General features: G+C 68.7%; 20 protein-coding genes. 2 read left to right on the plus strand and 18 right to left on the minus strand.

The features are described from left to right. Positions 1-2: 2 nt before the first annotated feature. The 18 genes from OG555_RS10590 to OG555_RS10675 all read right to left on the minus strand — a co-directional run bounded on the left by OG555_RS10590 (position 3) and on the right by OG555_RS10675 (position 17,332). Positions 3-815, minus strand: coding sequence for a carbohydrate ABC transporter permease (locus OG555_RS10590; protein ID WP_329482641.1), 813 nt, complete (start codon positions 813-815; stop codon positions 3-5). Continuing rightward, a complete protein-coding gene (locus OG555_RS10595) occupies positions 812-1,762 on the minus strand; it encodes a carbohydrate ABC transporter permease (protein WP_329482642.1) in 951 nt (316 codons plus the stop codon). Before OG555_RS10595 ends, OG555_RS10590 begins: the two co-directional genes overlap by 4 nt. Further along, positions 1,759-2,571 (minus strand): inositol monophosphatase family protein, encoded by an 813-nt coding sequence (locus tag OG555_RS10600; protein ID WP_329482643.1) that lies wholly within the window; start codon positions 2,569-2,571, stop codon positions 1,759-1,761. The genes OG555_RS10595 and OG555_RS10600 overlap by 4 nt, the downstream gene beginning before the upstream one ends. Positions 2,572-2,611: 40 nt before the next feature. After that, the gene (locus tag OG555_RS10605) at positions 2,612-4,012 is read right to left on the minus strand and encodes an MFS transporter (protein ID WP_329482644.1); all 1,401 of its coding nucleotides are present in this window, start codon (positions 4,010-4,012) and stop codon (positions 2,612-2,614) included. Further along, positions 4,009-4,440 (minus strand): MarR family winged helix-turn-helix transcriptional regulator, encoded by a 432-nt coding sequence (locus tag OG555_RS10610; protein ID WP_329482645.1) that lies wholly within the window; start codon positions 4,438-4,440, stop codon positions 4,009-4,011. Before OG555_RS10610 ends, OG555_RS10605 begins: the two co-directional genes overlap by 4 nt. Positions 4,441-4,462: 22 nt before the next feature. Further along, positions 4,463-5,161: an MgtC/SapB family protein gene (locus OG555_RS10615; RefSeq protein ID WP_329482646.1), complete on the minus strand. Its 699-nt coding sequence runs from the start codon at positions 5,159-5,161 to the stop codon at positions 4,463-4,465. A gap of 20 nt (positions 5,162-5,181) precedes the next feature. Then, positions 5,182-6,201: a 2-hydroxyacid dehydrogenase gene (locus tag OG555_RS10620; protein WP_329482647.1), complete on the minus strand. Its 1,020-nt coding sequence runs from the start codon at positions 6,199-6,201 to the stop codon at positions 5,182-5,184. A gap of 28 nt (positions 6,202-6,229) precedes the next feature. Further along, on the minus strand, positions 6,230-7,690 hold the full coding sequence (locus OG555_RS10625; RefSeq protein WP_329482648.1) for an FGGY family carbohydrate kinase: 1,461 nt from the start codon (positions 7,688-7,690) through the stop codon (positions 6,230-6,232). 12 nt (positions 7,691-7,702) lie between these two features. Further along, positions 7,703-8,503, minus strand: coding sequence for a DeoR/GlpR family DNA-binding transcription regulator (locus OG555_RS10630; protein WP_328524382.1), 801 nt, complete (start codon positions 8,501-8,503; stop codon positions 7,703-7,705). Beyond that, positions 8,500-9,117, minus strand: coding sequence for a histidine phosphatase family protein (locus OG555_RS10635; RefSeq protein ID WP_329482649.1), 618 nt, complete (start codon positions 9,115-9,117; stop codon positions 8,500-8,502). Before OG555_RS10635 ends, OG555_RS10630 begins: the two co-directional genes overlap by 4 nt. Beyond that, positions 9,114-10,481, minus strand: a complete 1,368-nt coding sequence (locus OG555_RS10640; RefSeq protein WP_329482650.1) for an FGGY-family carbohydrate kinase — start codon at positions 10,479-10,481, stop codon at positions 9,114-9,116. Before OG555_RS10640 ends, OG555_RS10635 begins: the two co-directional genes overlap by 4 nt. A 729-nt stretch (positions 10,482-11,210) precedes the next feature. Further along, a complete protein-coding gene (locus tag OG555_RS10645; protein ID WP_328524385.1) occupies positions 11,211-11,444 on the minus strand; it encodes a hypothetical protein in 234 nt (77 codons plus the stop codon). Positions 11,445-11,702: 258 nt separating this feature from the next. Continuing rightward, the gene (locus OG555_RS10650) at positions 11,703-12,350 is read right to left on the minus strand and encodes an excalibur calcium-binding domain-containing protein (RefSeq protein WP_329482651.1); all 648 of its coding nucleotides are present in this window, start codon (positions 12,348-12,350) and stop codon (positions 11,703-11,705) included. Positions 12,351-12,395: 45 nt separating this feature from the next. Further along, entirely contained in the window at positions 12,396-12,701 is a 306-nt protein-coding gene (locus tag OG555_RS10655; protein ID WP_329482652.1) for a hypothetical protein, read from the minus strand. A gap of 120 nt (positions 12,702-12,821) precedes the next feature. Next, a complete protein-coding gene (locus OG555_RS10660) occupies positions 12,822-14,021 on the minus strand; it encodes a hypothetical protein (protein ID WP_329482653.1) in 1,200 nt (399 codons plus the stop codon). 274 nt (positions 14,022-14,295) lie between these two features. After that, a complete protein-coding gene (locus OG555_RS10665) occupies positions 14,296-15,123 on the minus strand; it encodes a carbohydrate ABC transporter permease (protein WP_329482654.1) in 828 nt (275 codons plus the stop codon). Further along, complete coding sequence (locus OG555_RS10670; protein WP_329482655.1) at positions 15,120-16,052, minus strand: carbohydrate ABC transporter permease; 933 nt, start codon at positions 16,050-16,052, stop codon at positions 15,120-15,122. Before OG555_RS10670 ends, OG555_RS10665 begins: the two co-directional genes overlap by 4 nt. Then, positions 16,049-17,332 carry an ABC transporter substrate-binding protein gene (locus OG555_RS10675; protein WP_329482656.1) on the minus strand — a complete coding sequence of 428 codons (1,284 nt, stop codon included), beginning with the start codon at positions 17,330-17,332 and terminating at the stop codon, positions 16,049-16,051. The genes OG555_RS10670 and OG555_RS10675 overlap by 4 nt, the downstream gene beginning before the upstream one ends. Positions 17,333-17,652: 320 nt before the next feature. On the opposite strand from OG555_RS10675, the gene OG555_RS10680 reads away from it, so the two are divergent. Both OG555_RS10680 and OG555_RS10685 read left to right on the plus strand, forming a co-directional pair. After that, a complete protein-coding gene (locus tag OG555_RS10680; RefSeq protein ID WP_329482657.1) occupies positions 17,653-18,354 on the plus strand; it encodes a hypothetical protein in 702 nt (233 codons plus the stop codon). Between the two features lie 102 nt (positions 18,355-18,456). Then, positions 18,457-19,182, plus strand: a complete 726-nt coding sequence (locus OG555_RS10685; protein WP_329482659.1) for a hypothetical protein — start codon at positions 18,457-18,459, stop codon at positions 19,180-19,182. Positions 19,183-19,292: the final 110 nt, after the last annotated feature.

A 19,292-nucleotide genomic window follows, 5' to 3' on the forward strand; every position in this document is an offset into this window, starting at 1 on the left:
TCTCATCCCTTCAGAGCTCCCTGGGTGATCCCGCCGACGATGTAGCGCTGGGCGATCAGGAAGATCAGCAGCATCGGTGCGAGCACCAGCAAGGTGCCGGCCATGATCGTTCCCCAGGCCGCCAGGCCCTCCTCGTCCTTCAGGATCAGCAGACCGACCGGCAGTGTGCGCATCGAGGCGGAGTTGGTCACGATCAGCGGCCAGACGAAGTTGTTCCATTCCTCGACCGCGGTGATCACGACAACCGTGATCAGCATCGGCTGCGACATCGGCAGGACCACCCGCCACAACGTGCGCAGGTGCCCGGCGCCGTCGACCGCGGCCGCGTCCGTCACCTCCGTCGGCAGGGTGAGGAAGTGCTGCCGCATCAGGAACGTCGCGAACGCCGATCCTATGCCCGGGATGATCAGGCCCGCATACGTGTTGATCCAGCCGAGTGTTGCCACGGTCAGGTAGTTCGGCAGCAGCGTCACGTGACCGGGCACCATCATCGCGCCGAGCACCAGGAAGAACAGCACCTTCTTGAACGGGAACCGCAGAAAGGCGAACGCGTACGCCGTCAGCACCGCGTTCGTCACCTTCAACAGTGTGCCGAGCACCGTGATGATCGTGGAGTTGAGGAAGAACCGGTCGAACGGCGCGGCCTTCCAGGCCAGGCTGAAGTTCTCCCAGGTGAGGTGCGGCCACCACGCCGGCGGCCATTGATAGATCTCGGACGGTTGCTTGAACGCCGTCGACAACAGCCAGTACAGCGGGCCGAGGAACACGGCCGCCACACCGATCAGTACGACGTACTGGATCGCGCGGACCTTCATCGGTAGTGCACCCGCCTCTCCATCACCCGGGCCTGCACCGCGGTGACGACCAGCAGGATCACGAACATGATGATCGACAGCGTGGCCGCACGGCCCGCGTTGAACGCTTGGAAGCCCTCGTTGTAGATCGACCAGCTCAGCGTGGTGGTGGCATCACCAGGGCCGCCACCGGTCATCACGGCGATCACGTCGAAGGCCTGGAAGGTGCCGATCACCGTGGTGATCAGCAGGAAGAAGGTGATCGGGGCAAGCAACGGGAGCTTGATCGCCCGGAACCGGGTCCAGGTCGACGCACCGTCGATCGCGGCCGCCTCGTCGAGATCCTTCGGCAGTCCTTGCAGACCGGCCAGGTAGATCAGCGCGGCGAAGCCGACGTTCTTCCACAGGTAGACGATGACGAGGCCCGGCAACGCCCAGTCGGAGCTGTTCATCCAGTCCGGCGGCTCGGCGCCGAACGGCTCGATCAGCGCCCGCATCAGGCCGTAACCGGGGTCGAAGATGAAGGCCCAGATGGTCGCGACGGCGGCGCCGGACAGAACGTGCGGCGCGAACGCGATCGTCCGGACCGCGCCGCGGCCCTTCAGCGGCAGGTTGAACAGGAAGGCGAGTGCCAGTCCGATCACCAGGCTGCCGACCACGATCAGACCGGTGAACACGATGGTGATCCACAGCGTCTTGTGGAACGCCGGATCGGTCAGCGTGCGGCCGTAGTTCGCCAGCCCGACGAAGGTCGGCCGGGCCGCGATCATGTTCCAGTCGGTCAGGCTGAGGAAGGCGTTGTAGATGATCGGCCAGTACGCGAAGACCGCGATCACCAGCAGGTTCGGCGCCACCAGCAGGGCGAACAGCCCGTACTCGCGGCGACACCGGCGCCGTCTGTGGTCGACACCGGCGGCCAGCCGGCGTTCGTCCGGATGAGTCCGGACCGGCAGGTCCAGTGTGGTCACACCGACCTCCTCAGGGTTGATGGGGCGAGTAGTTCGACAAGAGCGACCGCCAGCGCGGGAGCGGCGGCCAAGATGCCGTTCGGGAGTGCGGTGCCGGGTCCGCCGATGGTGCCGGCGCCGGCCTCGCGCGCGATCAGCGCTCCGGCGGCGATGTCCCAGGGCTGGATCACGTGCTCGTAGTACGCGTCCGCCGTCCCGTCGGCGACCGAGCACAAGTCGAGCGCGGCCGACCCGCCGCGCCGTACATCTCGTACGGCGGGCAGCACGCGGCGGAGGTGGTCAGCCTGTTCGGCCCGACGCTCCGCAAGATACGAGAACCCGGTGCTCACCAGAGCCGCTGCGAGGCCGACCTCTCGTGGTGGTCCGAGTACGAAGCCGTCGCGGCGGGCACCGCCGCCACGGATCGCGGACCAGGTCATGCCGGTCCGAGGCTGGTGGACGACGCCGGCCAAGGCACCGGCTTCGTCCTGTACGGCGATGGAGACACACCAGTCGAGGCGGCCGTAGAGATAGTTAACTGTGCCGTCGAGCGGGTCGATCACCCAGGTGAGTCCGGTGTCGGACGGGCGGGTGGCGCCCTCTTCGCCGAGCAGGCCGTCGCCGGGCCGGACCGCAGTGAGACCATCGGTGATCAGCTTCTCGGACGCGCGGTCGGCCGCGCTGACCGGGTCGCTGGCGGAGGTCTTGGTCTCGACATCGGGCGCGTCGATCGAGAGGCTCTGCTGGCGGGCGAGCAGCTCTTCACCGGCCGCGGTCGCCAGCGTCGCGGCCAGCGCGCAGAGGTCGGCGAGGGGCGGGATGTTCAGCACGCGGTGAAATTATCACCGTTTCATGGTGTCGTATAGATGATCAGTGTGATTTTCTCACGAAGATCACATCAACGAGCAGGATCGTGGCGATTCCACCGACCAGGAGTCCGAGTCGGTGCAGGCCGGCGTCGCTAGCCGGTCCGGCGAAGACCAGCGCGATCGCGGCCGACGCCAGGTTGGCACCGACGTACTGCGAGGTCCGGAACAGACCGGCCGCCGCACCAGCGGCCTCGGGCGGCGCGGCGCCGTAGACGGCCAACTGGTTGCCGAGTCCGTTGAATCCATTGGGTACGCCGAGAACCGCGCTGATCAGGACGAGTACGGCGATCGGCGTACCGGCGTGGACGCCGAAGGCGAGTGCGGCACCGCCGACCAGAAGCCCGGCCGAGCCGATCACCAGCAGGAGCCGTGGACCGTGGTTGCGGGCGAGTCTGGTGGCGCCGATGACGGTGATCGCCCCGAGGGCCGCGATGGGGAGAACCACCAGGCCGACCTGTGTCGGATCGAGCCCACGGGCTTGCTCCAGCCAGCCGGGCAGGCCGTAGAAGATCGCGTAGAACGCGACGTAGGTGAGCATCGTGCGGAGGTAGCCGAGCGAGAGCGGTGCACTGCGGGCGAGGAGGCGGACGTCGACGAACGGGGTGGCGGCCCGCCGTTCCCACAGGACGAACAGCACGGCCACCGGGACTGCTACTGCCAGCAACCACCAGGTCGGCTGGCCGGTGAGCGAAAGCAGGACCAGCATCACCGCGGTCATCGCCAGGCTGAACAGGAACAGGCCGGCCAGATCGATCTCACGCCACAACTTGCGGCCGTCGTCGGCCGGTCGCGGTGGGTCGGCGGGCACGAGGCGCAAGACGAAGAAGCCGGCGATCGCGGACACCGGCAGGTTGACCAGGAAGATCGCCTGCCAGTCGAAGCTGCCGACCAGGAAGCCGCCGACGCTCGGACCGAGGGCGGCGGACGTCTGGGCGAAGACCGAGATCAGCCCGAGCGCGCCGACCGCGGAGGCTTTCCGCCGATCGGCGATCCGGCGGATCATCGCGACGCCGGACGGGAACTGTGCGCCGGTCCCGATGCCGAGCAGCACCCGCGCCGCGATCAGCCAGCCGAGACTCGGCGCGAGCGGAGCCAGCGCGGAGACCAGAGCCACCAGTCCGAGCCCGGCCAGGAACACGCGCCGTGCACCGACAAGATCGGCCAGCCGCCCAGCGGTCGGCGCGGAGATCGCGGTCGCGAGATAGAGCCCGGACACCAGCCATTGAGTCTCGGTGCCGGCGTGAAAGTCGTTCCCGATCGCCACCAGGGCAACCGCGATCATCGACGAGTTGAGCGGCTGCAGGAGCGTGCCCAACCCCACCGAGGCCGCATACTTCGCCGGCAGCCCAGGCTGCGCCTGAACCTCCTCGGCAGCGCGCGTCTCTTCGACAGCCTTCGTCATTCCTGGACCTCGGAGAGTTTGTCCATCAGGCCGGCGGCCAGGCGGAGGAGCTCCCGCTCGGTGGGGGTCAGGGTGCTCGCCATCGCCTGGGCCAGGAAGGTGTCGCGGCGGCGGCGGTCCTCGCGGACGAGGGTGGTGCCGGCCGCGGTGATCTTCAGCAGCACCTGGCGTCGGTCGGTCGGATTATCAGCACGGCTGATGAGTTCGGTGGCGACCAGGTCGGCGGTCGCGCGCATCATCGTCTGTGGGGTGACGCGCTCGGCGGCAGCCAGGTCGGCGTTCGTCATCGGGCCTTCGCGCTCGAGCCAGCCCAGCACATTCAGCTGGGAATAGCTCAACTCCCCCTCGGGTCGCTCCTGACGCAGCCGGCGGACCAGCCGGAACAGGCTGGAACGGATCTCGTGGGCAGCGGCATCAGACGAGTTCATACCATCAGCTTAGCTGATGATCTCAATCGTCGTCGTCATCGTTCCGCAGCCGCACTCCGGTGACGCCGTCCAGGTCGTCGAGCGCGAGCACCAGGTGCTGCAACGGCGGCCGCCCGCTGAACCGCATCGAGGCCCGGACCTGTGGCCGGTCGCCGTCGCGGTGCACCTCCGTGCCGACGACCGACGCCTCGAAGCCCATCGACGTCGCGGTCGACAAGATCGAGCGCAGTCCGCCGGACCCGTCGTCGTACCGCACCGTCACGAGGCGACGCCGGTCCGGTGACGGCAGGAACCGGCCGACCCGGGCGAACGGACCGACCGCGACCAGGTGCAGCGCGGTCGCGGCGACCGCCAGCACCGGCATCCCGGCACCGCACGCCATCCCGATCGCGGCGGTCATCCAGATGGTGGCCGCGGTGGTCAGTCCGCGGACCACATCACGGCGCATGAAGATCACCCCGGCGCCGAGGAAGCCGACGCCGGAGACGATCTGGGCCGCGATCCTGGACGGGTCGAGGTTGACCTCGGTGCCGAGCACAGCGTTGAAGCCGAACCCCGAAACGAGGGTGAAGAGGGCAGCCCCGGTGCCGACCAGCGTATGCGTCCGCATCCCCGCGCTCTTCTGCCGCAGCTGCCGCTCGATGCCGATGATCATCGACAGCACGAACGCGACCAGGAGGAGCAGCAGTTCGGTCCAGGTGGTTGATGTTGCGAGTTTCATGATGGGTTCAGGTGCCCTGATTACGCCGAGACCAGTCCCACCGGGTCCTTCCCGGTGAGATAAGCGGCGACCGCCTCGGCGGCGATCGAGCCGGCTCGGTGAGCGGTCTGCCGGGTCGCGCCGGCCAGGTGTGGCGTCATCACCACATTGGGAGCGGTCAGCAACCGCGATCCCGCCGGGACCGGCTCAGCCGGGAACACGTCGAAGGCGGCCGCACCCAGCTGACCGGACTCCAACGCGTCCACAGTCGCGTCATAGTCGAGCAGCCCGCCGCGCGCCGTGTTCACGAGTACGGCGCCTCGCGGCATCAACGCGATCTGGTCGGCACCGATCAGCCCGCGGGTCTGGTCGGTCAGCCGGGCGTGCAGACTGACCACGTCGGACCGTCGCAGCAGGTCGTCGAGCTCGACCAGTTCGATGCCTTCGGGAGCCTCGTCGATATAGGGATCGGCGACCAGAACCTGTGCGCCGAAGGCAAGCATCACCCGGGCGACTCGTTGCCCGATCGCGCCGTACCCGATCAGCCCGACCGTCGATCCGTCCAGTTCCCGGCCGCATTCGTCGTACGCGTAGAGGTCGCTGCGCCACTCGCCCTGCTCCAGGGTGCGTTGCAGGCGGGGAAGGTTGCGTAGGGCACTCATCGTCAGGGCGACTGCGTGCTCGGCAGCGGCGACCGCGTTGCGGCCGGGGGTGGAGGCCACCACGATCCCGCGTTTGGTTGCCGCGGGCACGTTCACGTTCACCGGTCCACCGCGGCACACGACCAGGAAGCGCAACTCCGGTGCGGAGTCCAGCACCCGCTCGGTGAACGGGCCCATCTGAGTGATCGCCAGTTCGACCCCGTCCAGCGCAGCGATGAGCTGGTCCTCGGCGTCGCTCGCCTCGTCCACCTCGGCCACCCGCCCGTACGGCGTCAGCGGCCAGGGCAGCGTGATCTCGCGGAGGTCGAAGGTGACTCCGCGGATGGTGGACAGTGCCGAGGCGAGCAGGTCGTTGCGAACGAAGTGGTCGCCGGCGAGCAATGTCTTGACGGTTCTCATCGAACTCCTGAAGTGAAGGCGGTGCGTTTCAGCGCTGCTGGTCGAAGGTCGGTGCGGGGTCGGACCAGCGCGGGCGGGCCGCCTCGATCCGGCGTAGGTAGTGGGTGTAACCCTCGGCATAGAACGCTGCCCGGGCCGGGTCCGGATCGACCTGGCGGGTCTCCGCGATCCACTCCGGTCCGGCGCTGTTCGGATCGATCGCGCGGCGCGCGCAGATCACCGCACCGCGGGCGGCGACCTGCTCGGCCTCGGCCGTGTGCAGCGGCGCATTCAGCACGTCCGCGAGGATCTGGGTCCATTCCCGGCTGCGGGCACCGCCGCCGCAGACGGTCACCCGGCCGGTCCACCCGGCCGCCTCCAGACAGTGGCGAGCGGCGTACGCGATCCCTTCGCAGGTCGCACGGACCACGTCGGCCGCCGTCGTGGACAGCGAGATCCCGTCGATCGTGCCGCGGGCCCGGGTGTCCACGAACGGCGCGCGCTCGCCGGCTTCGGAAAGGTAGGGAAGAACCGTCACGCCCTGTGCGCCGACCGGGCTCTCCGCGAGCAGTTCGGGCAAGCGGTCCGTGCCGGCACCGACGAGGGCGAGCACCCGATCGAGTGCCGCCGTACCGACCATCGCGGGCATCGCCCGGAGCCAGACTCCGGGTGTCCAGGTGCCGAGGAACAACCCTGCGGGCTCGCCGTCCACGGGGAGCTCGCGGGTCACCACTTGGCAGGCGAGCGTCGTACCGACGGTCAGGAGAGCATCGCCGGGCCGGGAGACACCGGCGCCCGCGGCTGCGGCCGGGAGATCGTACGGACCGGCGGAGACCCTGGTCCCGCGGGCCATTCCGGTCGAGTCATCGCGCAGCTCGCCGACTGGTCCGACCGGCTCCACGGGTGCGAGCAGGTGCTTCAGCTCCGAGAGTCCGGTCGCCTTCAGCGCCTCGTCGTCGTACTGATTCGTGCGTGGGTCGAGGAACGGCGCGGACGCGTCCGACACGTCCGTCGCGCGAACGCCGGTGAGCTCCTGCATCACGACGTCCTTGCAGTACGCCGCTGTCCCCGCTCGAGCGATGACGTCAGGCTCTTCCGCGAGTACGGCGGCCAGCAGCGGACCGGAGGCGCCCGGGAACATCCGGTTGCCGGATCGGCGGAACACCCGCTCGGCGACACCGTCGGTGGTCCAGCGATCGAGGATCGCACTGCTCCGCGCGTCCAACCACGAGATCGCCGGGCGGACCGCCGTACCGGCCGGATCGACCAGCCACAGGCCGTCACCCTGCGCGGTGATCGCCAGGACGCCGGGCCGGTCCCCTACGGTCCCGGCCAGCTGACCGACCACCTCGTTGACCGAGGCAACGATCTCCGCGGTCTCGTGCTCGAACCGCCCGGTCCCGGGCCGCACCAGCCTGGTCGGCCGGGACGCCTCGGCCACCGGCCGCCCGTCGTCGTCGAACGCGACGGCCTTGGTAACGGTGGTGCCGACGTCTACTCCGACGTCCATAAGCTCCCCCTCCTAGAGTTTCGCAACCTCCACGGTGGCGCCGTGGTCGCGCAGCGGGGTGATCAGGTCTTCCGGGGTCTTCTCGTCGACGACAACGATGTCGAAGTCGGTCAATGGGGCGAGCCGGTGCAGGGCGGTGCGCTGCAGCTTGGCGTGGTCGACCAGCAGCACCTTGGTCCGCGCCGACCGCAGCATCGCCCGCTTCACCAGGACGATCTCCTCCTCCTGGTGGAACGCGTGCGTCGGCGACACCGCGGACACCGAGCAGAACAGCAGGTCGGTGTGCAGCGCCTCGACCGCCTCCGCACACGGCATCCCGCCGAACGAGTCGTGCGTCGCGGAGTAGATCCCACCGAGCGCGACGAGGGTGATGTCCCGGAGTTGGGTCAGCTTGCTGATCGCCGGCAGGAAGTTCGTTGCCACGGTCAACGGAGTGATGTCCTCGAACAGGTCGACCAGGGCCAGCGCGCTGGTCGAGTCGTCGAGCATCACCGACATGCCGGGCTCGATCATCGCGCGGGCATGCCGGGCCAGCGCGGCCTTCTCGGCTGTCGCGGTGTTCAGCCGATAGGCCACGTTGCTCTCGAACACGCTGGTCGGCTGCGCGCTGACGCCACCGCGGTACTTGCGCACCACGCCCTGGCGCTCGAGCTCGTCGAGGTCGCGGTGCACCGTCATCACGCTCACCCCGAACGCTTCGACCAGATCGTTGGCCGAGACCGAGCCGTGCTTGACGACGTAGGCCGCGATCTCGGCCTGCCGGCGCGCGGGACGGCTCAGTTCGGTGGTGTCACCGTCGACATCCGATGTCATGCCAGGGTCTCCATTCGCACTGCGGGAAGGTTGTACGCCTCGAGACCCACTGTGCCGTCCTCCCACCGGAAACGCACCAACGCCGCGGGGCCGAGTGCAGGTAGCAGTCTGCGGTAGTCGTTCAGCCGCAACCCGAGCGCCCTGCACACGAGCAACCGCAGGAGGGTGTTGTGCGCGACGACGAGCACCTTCTGACCGTCATGCCGCCGTACGATCTCCTGGAAGACCTCGTGCACGCGATCGGCGGCCTCGGCGGGATGCTCACCGCCCGGGAAGTGGTCGCGCACCGGATCCAGCTGGAACGCCTTGGCCACGGCCGGCGGGAGTTCGCCGAGCATCTTGCCCTCCGCCGAGCCGAAGTCGACCTCGCGCAGCCGCGCATCCAGCGTCGGCTCGAGCCTCAGCGCCTCGGCCGCCGGTGCGATGCTCTGCCGGGCCCGCAGCATCGGTGAGCACCAGAGCGCGTCGGGCGCGTAGTCGGTGGCCCACTCCTTGAGTTGCTGCGCCTGTCGTACGCCGACCTCGTCGATCGGGAGGTCCGTCGAACCGGTGTACCGGTTGCCGTGATGCCATGCGGTCCGGCCATGGCGGGCCAGGACGATCGTGGTCCTCATCCGCGGTACCCCCGGCGGTCCAGCTCGGCGACGAACTCGCCGTACAGGTCGTCGAGCGATTGTTTGCGCGGCTCGAGGATGTGGTCCACGCGGACCATCCTGCGCGCAGTCGCGGTGACCTCGGTCCCGGCCGAGGCAGCGAGGACGGCCATGCCGTACGCCGGGTCCGGGACGGCCGGGAGCTCCACCGGTACGCCGAGGACGTCGGAGCGGAGCTGATTCCAGTAGCCGCTGCGGGTCGCTCCGCCCGTCAACGACACGGAGTGGACCGGGTCGGCGCCGAGCTTTTCGAGGTGCTCGAAGGCGAGGCGCTCGATGAAGGCGACTCCTTGCAGGACGGCGGCGTACGTGTGCAGGTCGTCCGGGGTCGCGCCGAGGGTGAAGCGCTCGGCCCGCGGCGCGACGAAGGGGAAGCGTTCGCCGGTCTTGGTGAGCGGGTAGGTGACGGCGTCGATCGGGCCCAGTGCGCGAGCAGCCTGGTCCAGCGCGTCGAGGTCTGCGCCGGGCAGGAGCTCGGTGAGTACGCCCGCGCCGGTGCTGGACGCTCCGCCGGGGAGCCAGCCGCCGTCGGGGTGACGGTGGCTGTAGACGGCACCGGTCGGGTCGTCGAGGAGGTCTTTGCTGACGCCCTTGAGGACGAGCGTCGTACCGAGGACCGAGTTCCACGCGCCGGGGGCGAGGGCGCCGGCGGCGATCTGGGCGGCGCAGCCGTCGGTCATGCCGGCGTAGACCGGGACGCCGGCCGAGGTGCGGCCGAGCTCGGTGCCGGGAAGGACGACGTCGGGGAAGGCGCTGATCGGCAGACCGAGCTTCTCGAAGGCGGCGGTCGGCCAGGTGTCTGCGATCAGGTCGTAGCCGGTCTTGAGGGCGTGACTGGTGTCGGTGGCGACCGGGTGACCGACCAGGTGGGCCGCAACGAAGTCGGCGCTGTGGACGACGCGATGGTTGGCGAGGTCGTAACCGTCTGCTATGAGCGCAAGGATCTTGGGGAGAGCCCAGGTGGGCTGCATGGCGGTCGACCAGCGCTCCGCATCGGCGTCCACGATGTGGTCACGACGGTCGGCCGCGCGGGCGTCGTCGTACATGAGCGCGGGGGTGACCGGGCGGCCGCTCGGGTCAGTGAGGAGGAACGTGCCGGAAGTCGAGCAGACGGAGATGCCTTCGATTCGGCCTTGGGTCACCTCGGCCAGCACTCCGTCGACCGCGTCGAGCCAGGCCTGCGGGTCCTGCTCGTGCCGTACGCCGTCGCGGTGGCTGGTCAGCGGGCGGGTCGCGCGCGCCAGGACAATGCCGTCGGCGTCGGCCACCACGGCACGCACGCTCTGCGTACCAAGGTCGACGCCGATCCAGCCGGGTCCTGCCACGATCACGCCTCCAGGTCGGGTGTTATCTGCATTGATAACATAACACCAGAAGACGATAAGAACGCGCCACCCCACGTCCGAACTCGGTCACCCCACCACCCCGATCCACAACCCACCAACCCCGCCCCCGAGCCCACGCTCCTCTCCCACGCCGAACCCCGGCTCCACCCTCACGCGGAACCCCGCTCCTCTCCCGGGCCGAACCCCGCCTCCACCCTCACGCCGGAACCCGGCTCCACCCTCACGCCGGAACCCGGCTCCACCCTCGCGCCCGGCCCACCCCAGAGCCCGCCGAAAGCCGGGGGCTCGGACAGCAACCGGGGCCCCACGACAGGTTATTTCCTGTTCACGCCCCCCGGAACCCACCCAAGCCCCCCATGCCCGACTTGGCCAGCGGCCCGGCAACTCCGCGGAGGCCGGCCCGACGGACGGCGACCCCGGGGAGGCTGGCCCGACGGACGGCGACCCCGGGGCTCGGTGGCTCGCCGGACGGGGCTCGGCCGCTCGGTGGACGGCGGTTCGGCGGACGGCGGTTCGGCGGACGGCGACGCGGCGGCTCCGCGGACACGACGCCGCGGCTCCGCGGACACGACGCCGCGGCTCGGTGGACGCGACGCGGCTCCCGCGGCTGGGAAGCGTGCGGAAGCCGAGCACTCCCGGCGACTGCGCTTAGCCGGCAGGAGAGGTGATGAGAGCCGCACCCAGGACCGGGTCGCGGCTCGATGGGTGTCAGGAGTGCATCAGGACCAGGGCGGGGTCGGCGGTGGCGAGATCCAGGCGGCCGGCGTCGATGGCTCCGTAGGCGCCGATCGGGCCGCTGGACCGACGGCCGTTGCGGTTGACCCAGAAGCCCCAACCGGCCGGCGCGTCCGGCCACTCGGGGTCGGGCTCCCAACCCGCAGGTGGGCGCCAGGTGTCACTCGGCGGCTCCGGCCAGTCGGGCGGTGGATTGAATCGGTACACGAGCGGTCCCTCCGGATTCCCCAGCGATCCGCTGATCGCGAACTGTCTGACAGATCAACGACCTGGCGCGCCGAACGTCACGGCTAAATCTTCGTAAAGTTTCGCCCGGTGCACGGTCACCCATCAGACCACCAGCACCGGTCGACGGCAACCACCCGCTCACCAGGCGGACTGCACGTGCATCGGCATCCGCAGTCGTTGCCTTGTCCACAGATTCCGTTGCCTTGTCCACAGCCCGAGCGCGGGTTATCCACAGATTCAGCTGTGATTACAGAGTGTCGTCATGGCATCACTCGCCGCCACGCCGTCATGGTCGCGATCCAGGTGCGAGTCGTAGCCCGGATCCCCTGCGTACAAAGGCGCTTTGCCGGCCGCCCGCACCGCCGAGCAGTTCGCGTAGTACGCCGCTGCCGGGGGTGCCGTCGTCTTTCCCGGCTTGACGGCCTGAGGCAATTGCACCAGCGGCACAGGTTCCGTCACCGTGGTAGTTGCCTGCGGCGCCTTGATCGTCACGGTCCGGGCCGGCAGCGGCGGCTGCGTGATAGTTGCCGTAGGCCCGGGAACCGTCTGCCGCACCGTGACGGTGGTGGTCGGCCCGGGGACTGTCACGGCAGGGCCAGGGACCGACGTGGCAGCGGTCGATGCCTCGCTGCCGCCACCACCGATCGCGGCCAGGATGACGAGGAAGGCAGTCCCGCCGGCCACCCAGCCCGCGACCAGCTTCAGCGGCGGCTCAGCGCCGTACCGGCCACTGGGGCCGCGGGAGCGGAGGCCGCGCGCGTTCAGCCAGAAGGACCAGCCGAGAGGCGCCGGCGGCCAGGACGGGTCGGGCTGCCAGCCCGCTGTTGGTTGCCAGTCGGGCGTCGGCGGCGCAGGCCAGCCCGGTGGTGAGTTGAATGTCGCCATGGTGAGTCCCCCTCGGGGACTACATCCAGTCACCGTGACGGAGTGTTACAAGTCGGCCAGCCGGGCGGCGACGCGGTGGTGATCGGTGAGGGACTGGGTCAGCGCGTACCCGAGGGCTCGATAGGCCTCGAAATCCCACTCGTCGTAGAACTGGTCGCCGGTGGTCCGGCGCGGGAAGTCCGAGTGCTCGACGGCGTACTGCTCGAGATCCCACTCGAGCTGGCCGGCCAGCACGGCCTTCACAAAGAAGATCTCGGTCTTGTACTGCTTCTCCTCGCCGTCCTTCAGCGGATGCGTCGCGATGCCGTACGTCCAGGCCCGGTCGGCGCGCGGCTTCGGCCCGCGGATCATCGGCGCCGGGTCAGGTCCAGGTGATCGTGATCGACGCGTCGAACGACGCCGAGGACCGGCTCACCGCGCTGGCCGAGGCGATCGCGACCGCGCGGATGGACCACGGCATCCAGATCGACATCACGGTTCGCGTCGGTGAGCAGCTTGATCGCCAGCGCGATCGCGGCCAGGATCAACGCGACGTTCCAGTCCTCCTGATAGGAACGGTCGGTCGCGTAGCCGCCGGTCCAGCGCAGCAACACGATGACCGCGGCAACGATGATGATCGCGCTGCCCAGCCAGGGCGCCAGCTCGGTCCGCGCGAGACAGGCCGACGAAGAACCACGAGTCGTGCGGCCGCCAGTCGACCCGGATCTCGGAGTACCCGGGCAGGATCACCTGCTGGTCGGCCAGGAACCAGCCGAGCACCCAGGCGATCGCGCGGAGCATGATCCCGATCAGCAACAGGTTGACGACCAGACCGAACAGCACCGACAGCGCCGCGCGGAACATCGCCCGGCCGCCCGACAACAGGTAGCGGGTCTGCCGGCGGAGCCTCGCCAACTCCGGCGAGCCGGGTGAGAACGGGTCGGTGCAGGTCCGCCGCAGTACGTGGAAGGCCGCCGCCATGTAGCCGCCGCCGCTGACGCCGATCACCGTCGAGGCCTTGTCGTACAGGCCTCGCTCGCGCAGGAGTTGCAGCGCGCCGAGACAGAACGACGCGGAACGGATGCCGCCGCCCGAGCACGTGATCACGAGCCGGCCGGAGTCCTTGCCATCGTCCATCGGCCGCTTGAACGTCGCCGGTGGGTCGAGCCGGACGCCGTACAACTTCCGCTGGCCCAGCCGGCTCGTGGCGAACAAGGAGACCGCGAGTACGAGCGCTCCGGCCAGGGCGACCGCCCGCATCAGCCACGTCAACCAGCCCGTCGACAGATCAGCGCACGCGCCGGTCGACGCGCCGAACTCGCTCCACAGCCGGATGTCTTCGACGACGTCGAGCCCCGCCGCGCCGAAGACCAGCCACGAGCCGATCGCCGCGATCCCCTGCCAGGATTCACGATTGAGCAAGGACTGACGGGTGAGGAACTTGACGTACTTGTAGGCCCGGAACGCCGCGTAGACGTAGGCCATGATGAACATCGCGTCGACCAGCAGCGACAGCCGGCCGGGCACCTCGCACGCGATGGCCGAGCCGGCCGCGTCGTGGACCGCGGCGCGCATCGGCCACTGGACCACCGCGAGGACGAGCGCGAGTTGGAGTGTCGTGGTGAAGGTCCGGCGCCGGCCGATCTGCTCGATCGTGGCGTTGCCTGTGGTGCCGTCCGATTCCCCGAGCATCGCCCTATGTTAGGCGGCCGCGGTTCTACCGCGGGCCGGCACTGAGCCGCAGGCAGACGTTCCGCGGGAGGCTCTCGGCGGGACCACCTCACGGGTTGACCCAAGGCCGTTCAGTAGGGCGGTGTGGGTGTCGTCATGCCAGGAAGGGTGCAGGTCGACAGGACGTATACGCCCACTCCCCGTTGCCGGCCGCATGCCTACGCCGTGATCCCCGTTCTGTCGCCCGAGACATCCTGTCGAGCTGCACGAGATGTGCTGATGCCGGCCCTACCGGCTAACCCTTCAGGCCGGACGAGAAGCCGCGGATGACGTAGCGCTGGAGGATCAGGAACACCACCAGGATCGGCAGCGCCGCGAGCACCAGGCCGGCCGCGACGAGTCCGTAGTCGGAGGTGTACTCGTTGACAAAGGCAAACACTCTGACCGGGACCGTCTCCCGGCCGGAGCCGCCGAGATACAGCAGCGGGGTGAAGAAGTCGTTCCAGATGTGGACCGCGTTGAGGATCAGCACGGTCCCGGTGATCGGCCGCAGCAGGGGGAAGATCACGTAGCCGAAGGCCTGCAGATGCGAGGCGCCGTCGATCAGCGCCGCGTTGGTGTAGTCGGCCGGCAACGACCGGATGAATCCGGTGTAGAGGAACACCGTGAACGGCAGCTGGATCCCCGTGTAGAAGAGGATCATGCCCTGGTACGTCCCGAGCAGACCCAGATTGTTGACCACCTGATACAGCGGGATCATCCCGAGCTGGAACGGCAGGATGATGCCGACCAGGAACAGGATGTAGAGGCTGTAACTCAGCCGGGACGCCGTCCGGGCCAGGAAGTACGCCGCCAGCGTCCCGAGCACGATCAGGATCAGGACACTCGACACGGTGATCAGCGTGCTGTTGAGCAGCGCCGATCCGAGTGCGGCTGACTGCCAGGCCTTCGAGAAGCTGCCGACCGACGGCGGATCGGGCAGTGACAGCGGCTTGTTCGCGATCTGTTCCGGATCCTTGAAGGCCAAGGTCACCAGCGCATAGACCGGGAACAGGAACGCGACCGCGGCCGCGATCATGACGACCTCGCGGACCAGGGTGCGGGGCCGGTAGCCGGTCCTCATGCCGTCGTCTCCCTCGAGCGCAGGTACCCGATCTGGATGAAGGACACCGCCGCGACGAAGATCGCCAGGACCAGCGCGACCGCGGTGCTGTAGCCGAACTTCCCGTACACGAAGGCCTGTTTGTACAGCACGGTCGACAAGGTGTCGGTGGCGTACCCGGGCCCGCCGTTCGTCATCGCGATGATCTGGGTGAACAACGTCAGGCCGCCGACCGTCGACAGCATCACGTTGATCGTCACCGCGGGGGCGAGCAGCGGCCAGGTGATGTGCCGGAATCGCGCGACCGTCCCGGCGCCGTCCACCATCGCGGACTCGTGCAGCTCCTGCGGAACGCCTTCCAGACCGGCCAGGAAGATCACCATCGAGTAGCCCGCGCACTGCCAGATCACTGTGAAGGCGACCGACCAGATCGCCAGTGACGGGTTCCCGAGCCAGTCCTGCCGCAACGAGCCGAGACCGATCGCGTCGAGCGCGGCGTTGAGCCCCGCGTCCGGCGCGGGGTTGTAGACGTACTTCCAGAGGAACGACACCATCACCGGGCTGACCACGACCGGCGCGAAGAACACCACGCGCAGGACCATCCGGCTCTTGATGCCGGTGTGCACCCCGAGCGCGAGCAGCAGCCCGATCCCGTTCTGCACAACGACGATCGCGATGGTCAGGAACAGCGTGTTGCGCAACGCCCCGAGCGCCTGATCGTCGTGGAACAGCTGCTCGAAGTTCTCCAGCCCGACGAACGAGCGCGACTCGCCGACCCCTGACCAGTCGGTGAACGCCGAACCCGCGCCGACGATGCTCGGGTAGAGCATGACCAGCGCGTAGACGACCAGGGCGGGAGCGGCGAACAGCCAGGGCGGCGTGATACCGCCCCGGCGACGCCGCGATACCTTCACGGCATCGCGGCGTACCGCCTCTGCAGTGATGGTCATGCGGACTTCCGGTAGGCCTCGTCCATCTTCTTGAGCGCGCCGTCGACCGTGGTCTTGCCGCCGAGCAGCTCCTGGACGACGGCGAAGTGGGTGGGCTGTACTTCGGCGTTCGGCCAGCGCTGGTCCATGAACGGGACGGCCTTGTCGTCCTTCAGGTAGGGCAGGAACGGCGTCAGCACCGGGTCGACCTTCGCGTCGCCGTCGGAGTACAGCGGGACGCACGCGACCGCCTCGGCCCATGCGTTCACGGTCTCCGGCTGACCGCAGTACTCGATGAACTTCTTCGCCTCCTCGGCCTTCTTGCTCTTCGCGCTGACTGCGATGCCGACCACCACGCCGCCGGGAATCCAGTTGTCGGCGGCAACATCCGTCGCCGGGAACGGGAACATGCCGAGGTCGGCCGGCGACGGCGACGCCTCGCGGAACGCCTGCAGCACCGCAGACACCTGGACGGCCATCGCGGCCTTGCCGGTGCCGACCATCGAGGTGGCCTGCTCGTACGTCGTACCGTTCGGGTTGTCGTTGAAGAAGCCGCGCCGCTGCAGTTCCAGGTACTTCGTCATCGCGTCGGCCCAGCCGGAGTCCGCGAACGACGCGTTGCCGGCGATCATCTTGTCGTCGAAGTCGGGCGTCTTGGCGTAGACCGTGCCCGGGACCAGCGCGTAGTCGATCAGCTGGGTCACCCACGGCGTCTGCGCGCCGAGTGCGATCGGGACGATGCCCTTCTTCTTCAGCTTGTCGCAGACGGTGAGCAGCTCCGACCAGGTGGTCGGCGGCTCGACGCCGGCGGTGGCGAACGCCTTCTTGTTGTAGATCGCGCCGAGCACGCTGGTGCCGGGCGAGAAGATGTAGGTCTTGCCGTCCTGCCCGAACGCGCCCTTGAAGCCGGCCGGGACCTTCTGCGACCAGGACTGGTCGCTGAGGTCGGCGAGCAGGTTCGCCTTGCTCAGCTGGACCATCGACATCGCGCTGCCGTTGCCTGGGTAGACCGCGTGCAGGTCGGGCGCGTTGCCGGCCGCGAGCTGGGCGCGGAGCGCGGTCTGCAATTGATCGGCGGGTGAGAACGAGAGGTTGAAGTCGAAGTCCGAGTGCACCTTCTTGTAGTCGTCGAGTGCCTTGCGCAGACCGGCTTCCTGGCTGCCGGCGCCGATCACCTTCAGCTGACCGCCGGACGACGCCGAGCCGCCGTTGCCGCCGCAGGCTGCCAGCGTGCCGACCGCTGCGGCGCCACCCATCAGCTGCAGGAGCCGCCTTCGGCTGACGGACTGATCGAGTGTCATGGTTCCTCCTGAGCATGGAACGCTGAGATACCGCCGGGCGATGTGAAGTAACCGCGAGATGGTGTTACTTTTGACACGCGGGACGCTACGGACGCCCCCGGAGGGTGTCAAGACCTCATTGAAAGGATTCAGTCTGAATCGGTGTGAAAAGCCGTCCGCTGCGGATTTTGCGCCGCGGCCCGCCTCGCCTGAGAAGATGTCACCGTGCTCACGACCGCCTCTCCCGACCCGGCCCGTACGGCGTACGCCGTACTGCCGACCGGCGGTCCTGCCCTGCCCTCCCCGCACACCGCGTCCGTGAGTCCAGGACCGGTGCCCGGGTGAAACGACTACTCCTGACCGGTCTGCTCCTCTTGGCCGTAGCCCTCGGCGCCACCGGCGGCTACTTCACCGGTGACTACCTCGACACCCCCCTCCCCACCGCCTCCGGCAACGCCGTCCCCATCGGCGACGTCTCCCCGAGCGAGCCGTCCCTGCCGGTCAAGACCCCCGTGCCGAACAACTTGCCCGCGCTGACGGTGGACGACCTGGACTTCCGGAAACAGACGTTCACGGTGCACCAGGAGTCGTTGCCGCCGGTGCGGTTGTCGGTGCGGGTGCCGGCGGGCTGGGAGAAGTCGGTGAACAAGAAGGCGCCGGGTGAGGTGAAGTTCCTGGATTCCCTGCGCGAACGCGGGGTGCGGGTGGAGTCCGGCTTCCGGGTCGAGCTGACCCCTGCTCAGCAGCGGGACCGGCTGATCGCCCAACTGAAGTCGAGCCTGCCGTACGAGGACAACTTCCAGATCGTCTCGCAGACCGACGACACCGTCACCGGCGACGACGGCCAGTCGCGGCCGATCTCGACGCTGATCTACTCCTACATTCCGACCCAGACAGTTCGCTACGTCATGGTCCGCTGGGTCGCCACCGCCGGCGACGGCCTGGCCAACGTCGAGATGTCGATCACCGGCCTCCCCCAGGACGCCAAGGCCCTCGAACTGGTCGCCGACGAAGCAGCCCAGTCGGTAACCCCGGAGGACTGACTCGTCGGGGTGGCTGTTTCACGGAATTGTTATCTGAGGGATGCAACCTGGGGTGGGGTTTGCGGGTCCTTGGTTTAGGGAGAGCTGGGGAGGTGGGCAGGCGTGGCTGGACGGGGGACTGTTGGCGCTCTGCTGGTGTCGGGGCTGGTGGGGGTGATCGCCATCGGCGGCGCCGGCGGGTACGGCGTCGGGCTGTTGACGACCGCCGAGCGGTCGGACGCGGCATCCGGCGTGGCCGCCCCGCTCGGAAGCCTCCAGCCGTCGACGCCATCGCCCACGGTCGGTACGACGCCGACCCCGCCGCCGAAGAAGATCGTGCCGGACAACAGCGAACCGCTGAACGCGGACGATCTCTACTACAAGACCCGCCAGTTCGCCGCGACCAGCGTGGTGCGCTCGGAGGTCAGCCTTCGGGTGCCGGGGAACTGGAACTTCACCCAGCCGGATCCCCCGAAGATCGGCCGCTACACCGACCCGACCGGCAAGCGCTGGCTGCGGATCGAGGCAGGGTTCACGATCCGCCGGTCCCCCGCCGACTCGATGGCCGCAAAGCTCGTGGATCTTGGGACGGTCCCCGCCAACCAGATGCTCTCGATCAAGTCCCAGACCGTCGATCCCGACACCCACGACGCGACGCTCGTCTACACCTATGTGCCGGACAACTCGGTCCGCTACGTAGTCGTCCGCTGGGTTGCCAACGGCGACGGTCTCTGCACCTTCGAGATCGCGGTCACCGGACTCCCCCAGGACCAGGCCGCGCTGGAAGACGTCCTGCAGCACGCCGCCGACTCGGCCGCTCGCGACGACTCGCCGATCACACCTCGCTGACCAACACCCTCGACAAGCTCCAGGACAGCTCGACGAGCTTGCTCAGTTCCCGGTGGCCGGTCGGGGTGAGCGTGACTGCTCGGGAGCGGCCGCGCGTGCGATGTCGGCAT

It is taken from the genome of Kribbella sp. NBC_01484 (assembly GCF_036227145.1).
In the GTDB taxonomy this organism is placed as follows: Bacteria; Actinomycetota; Actinomycetes; order Propionibacteriales; family Kribbellaceae; genus Kribbella.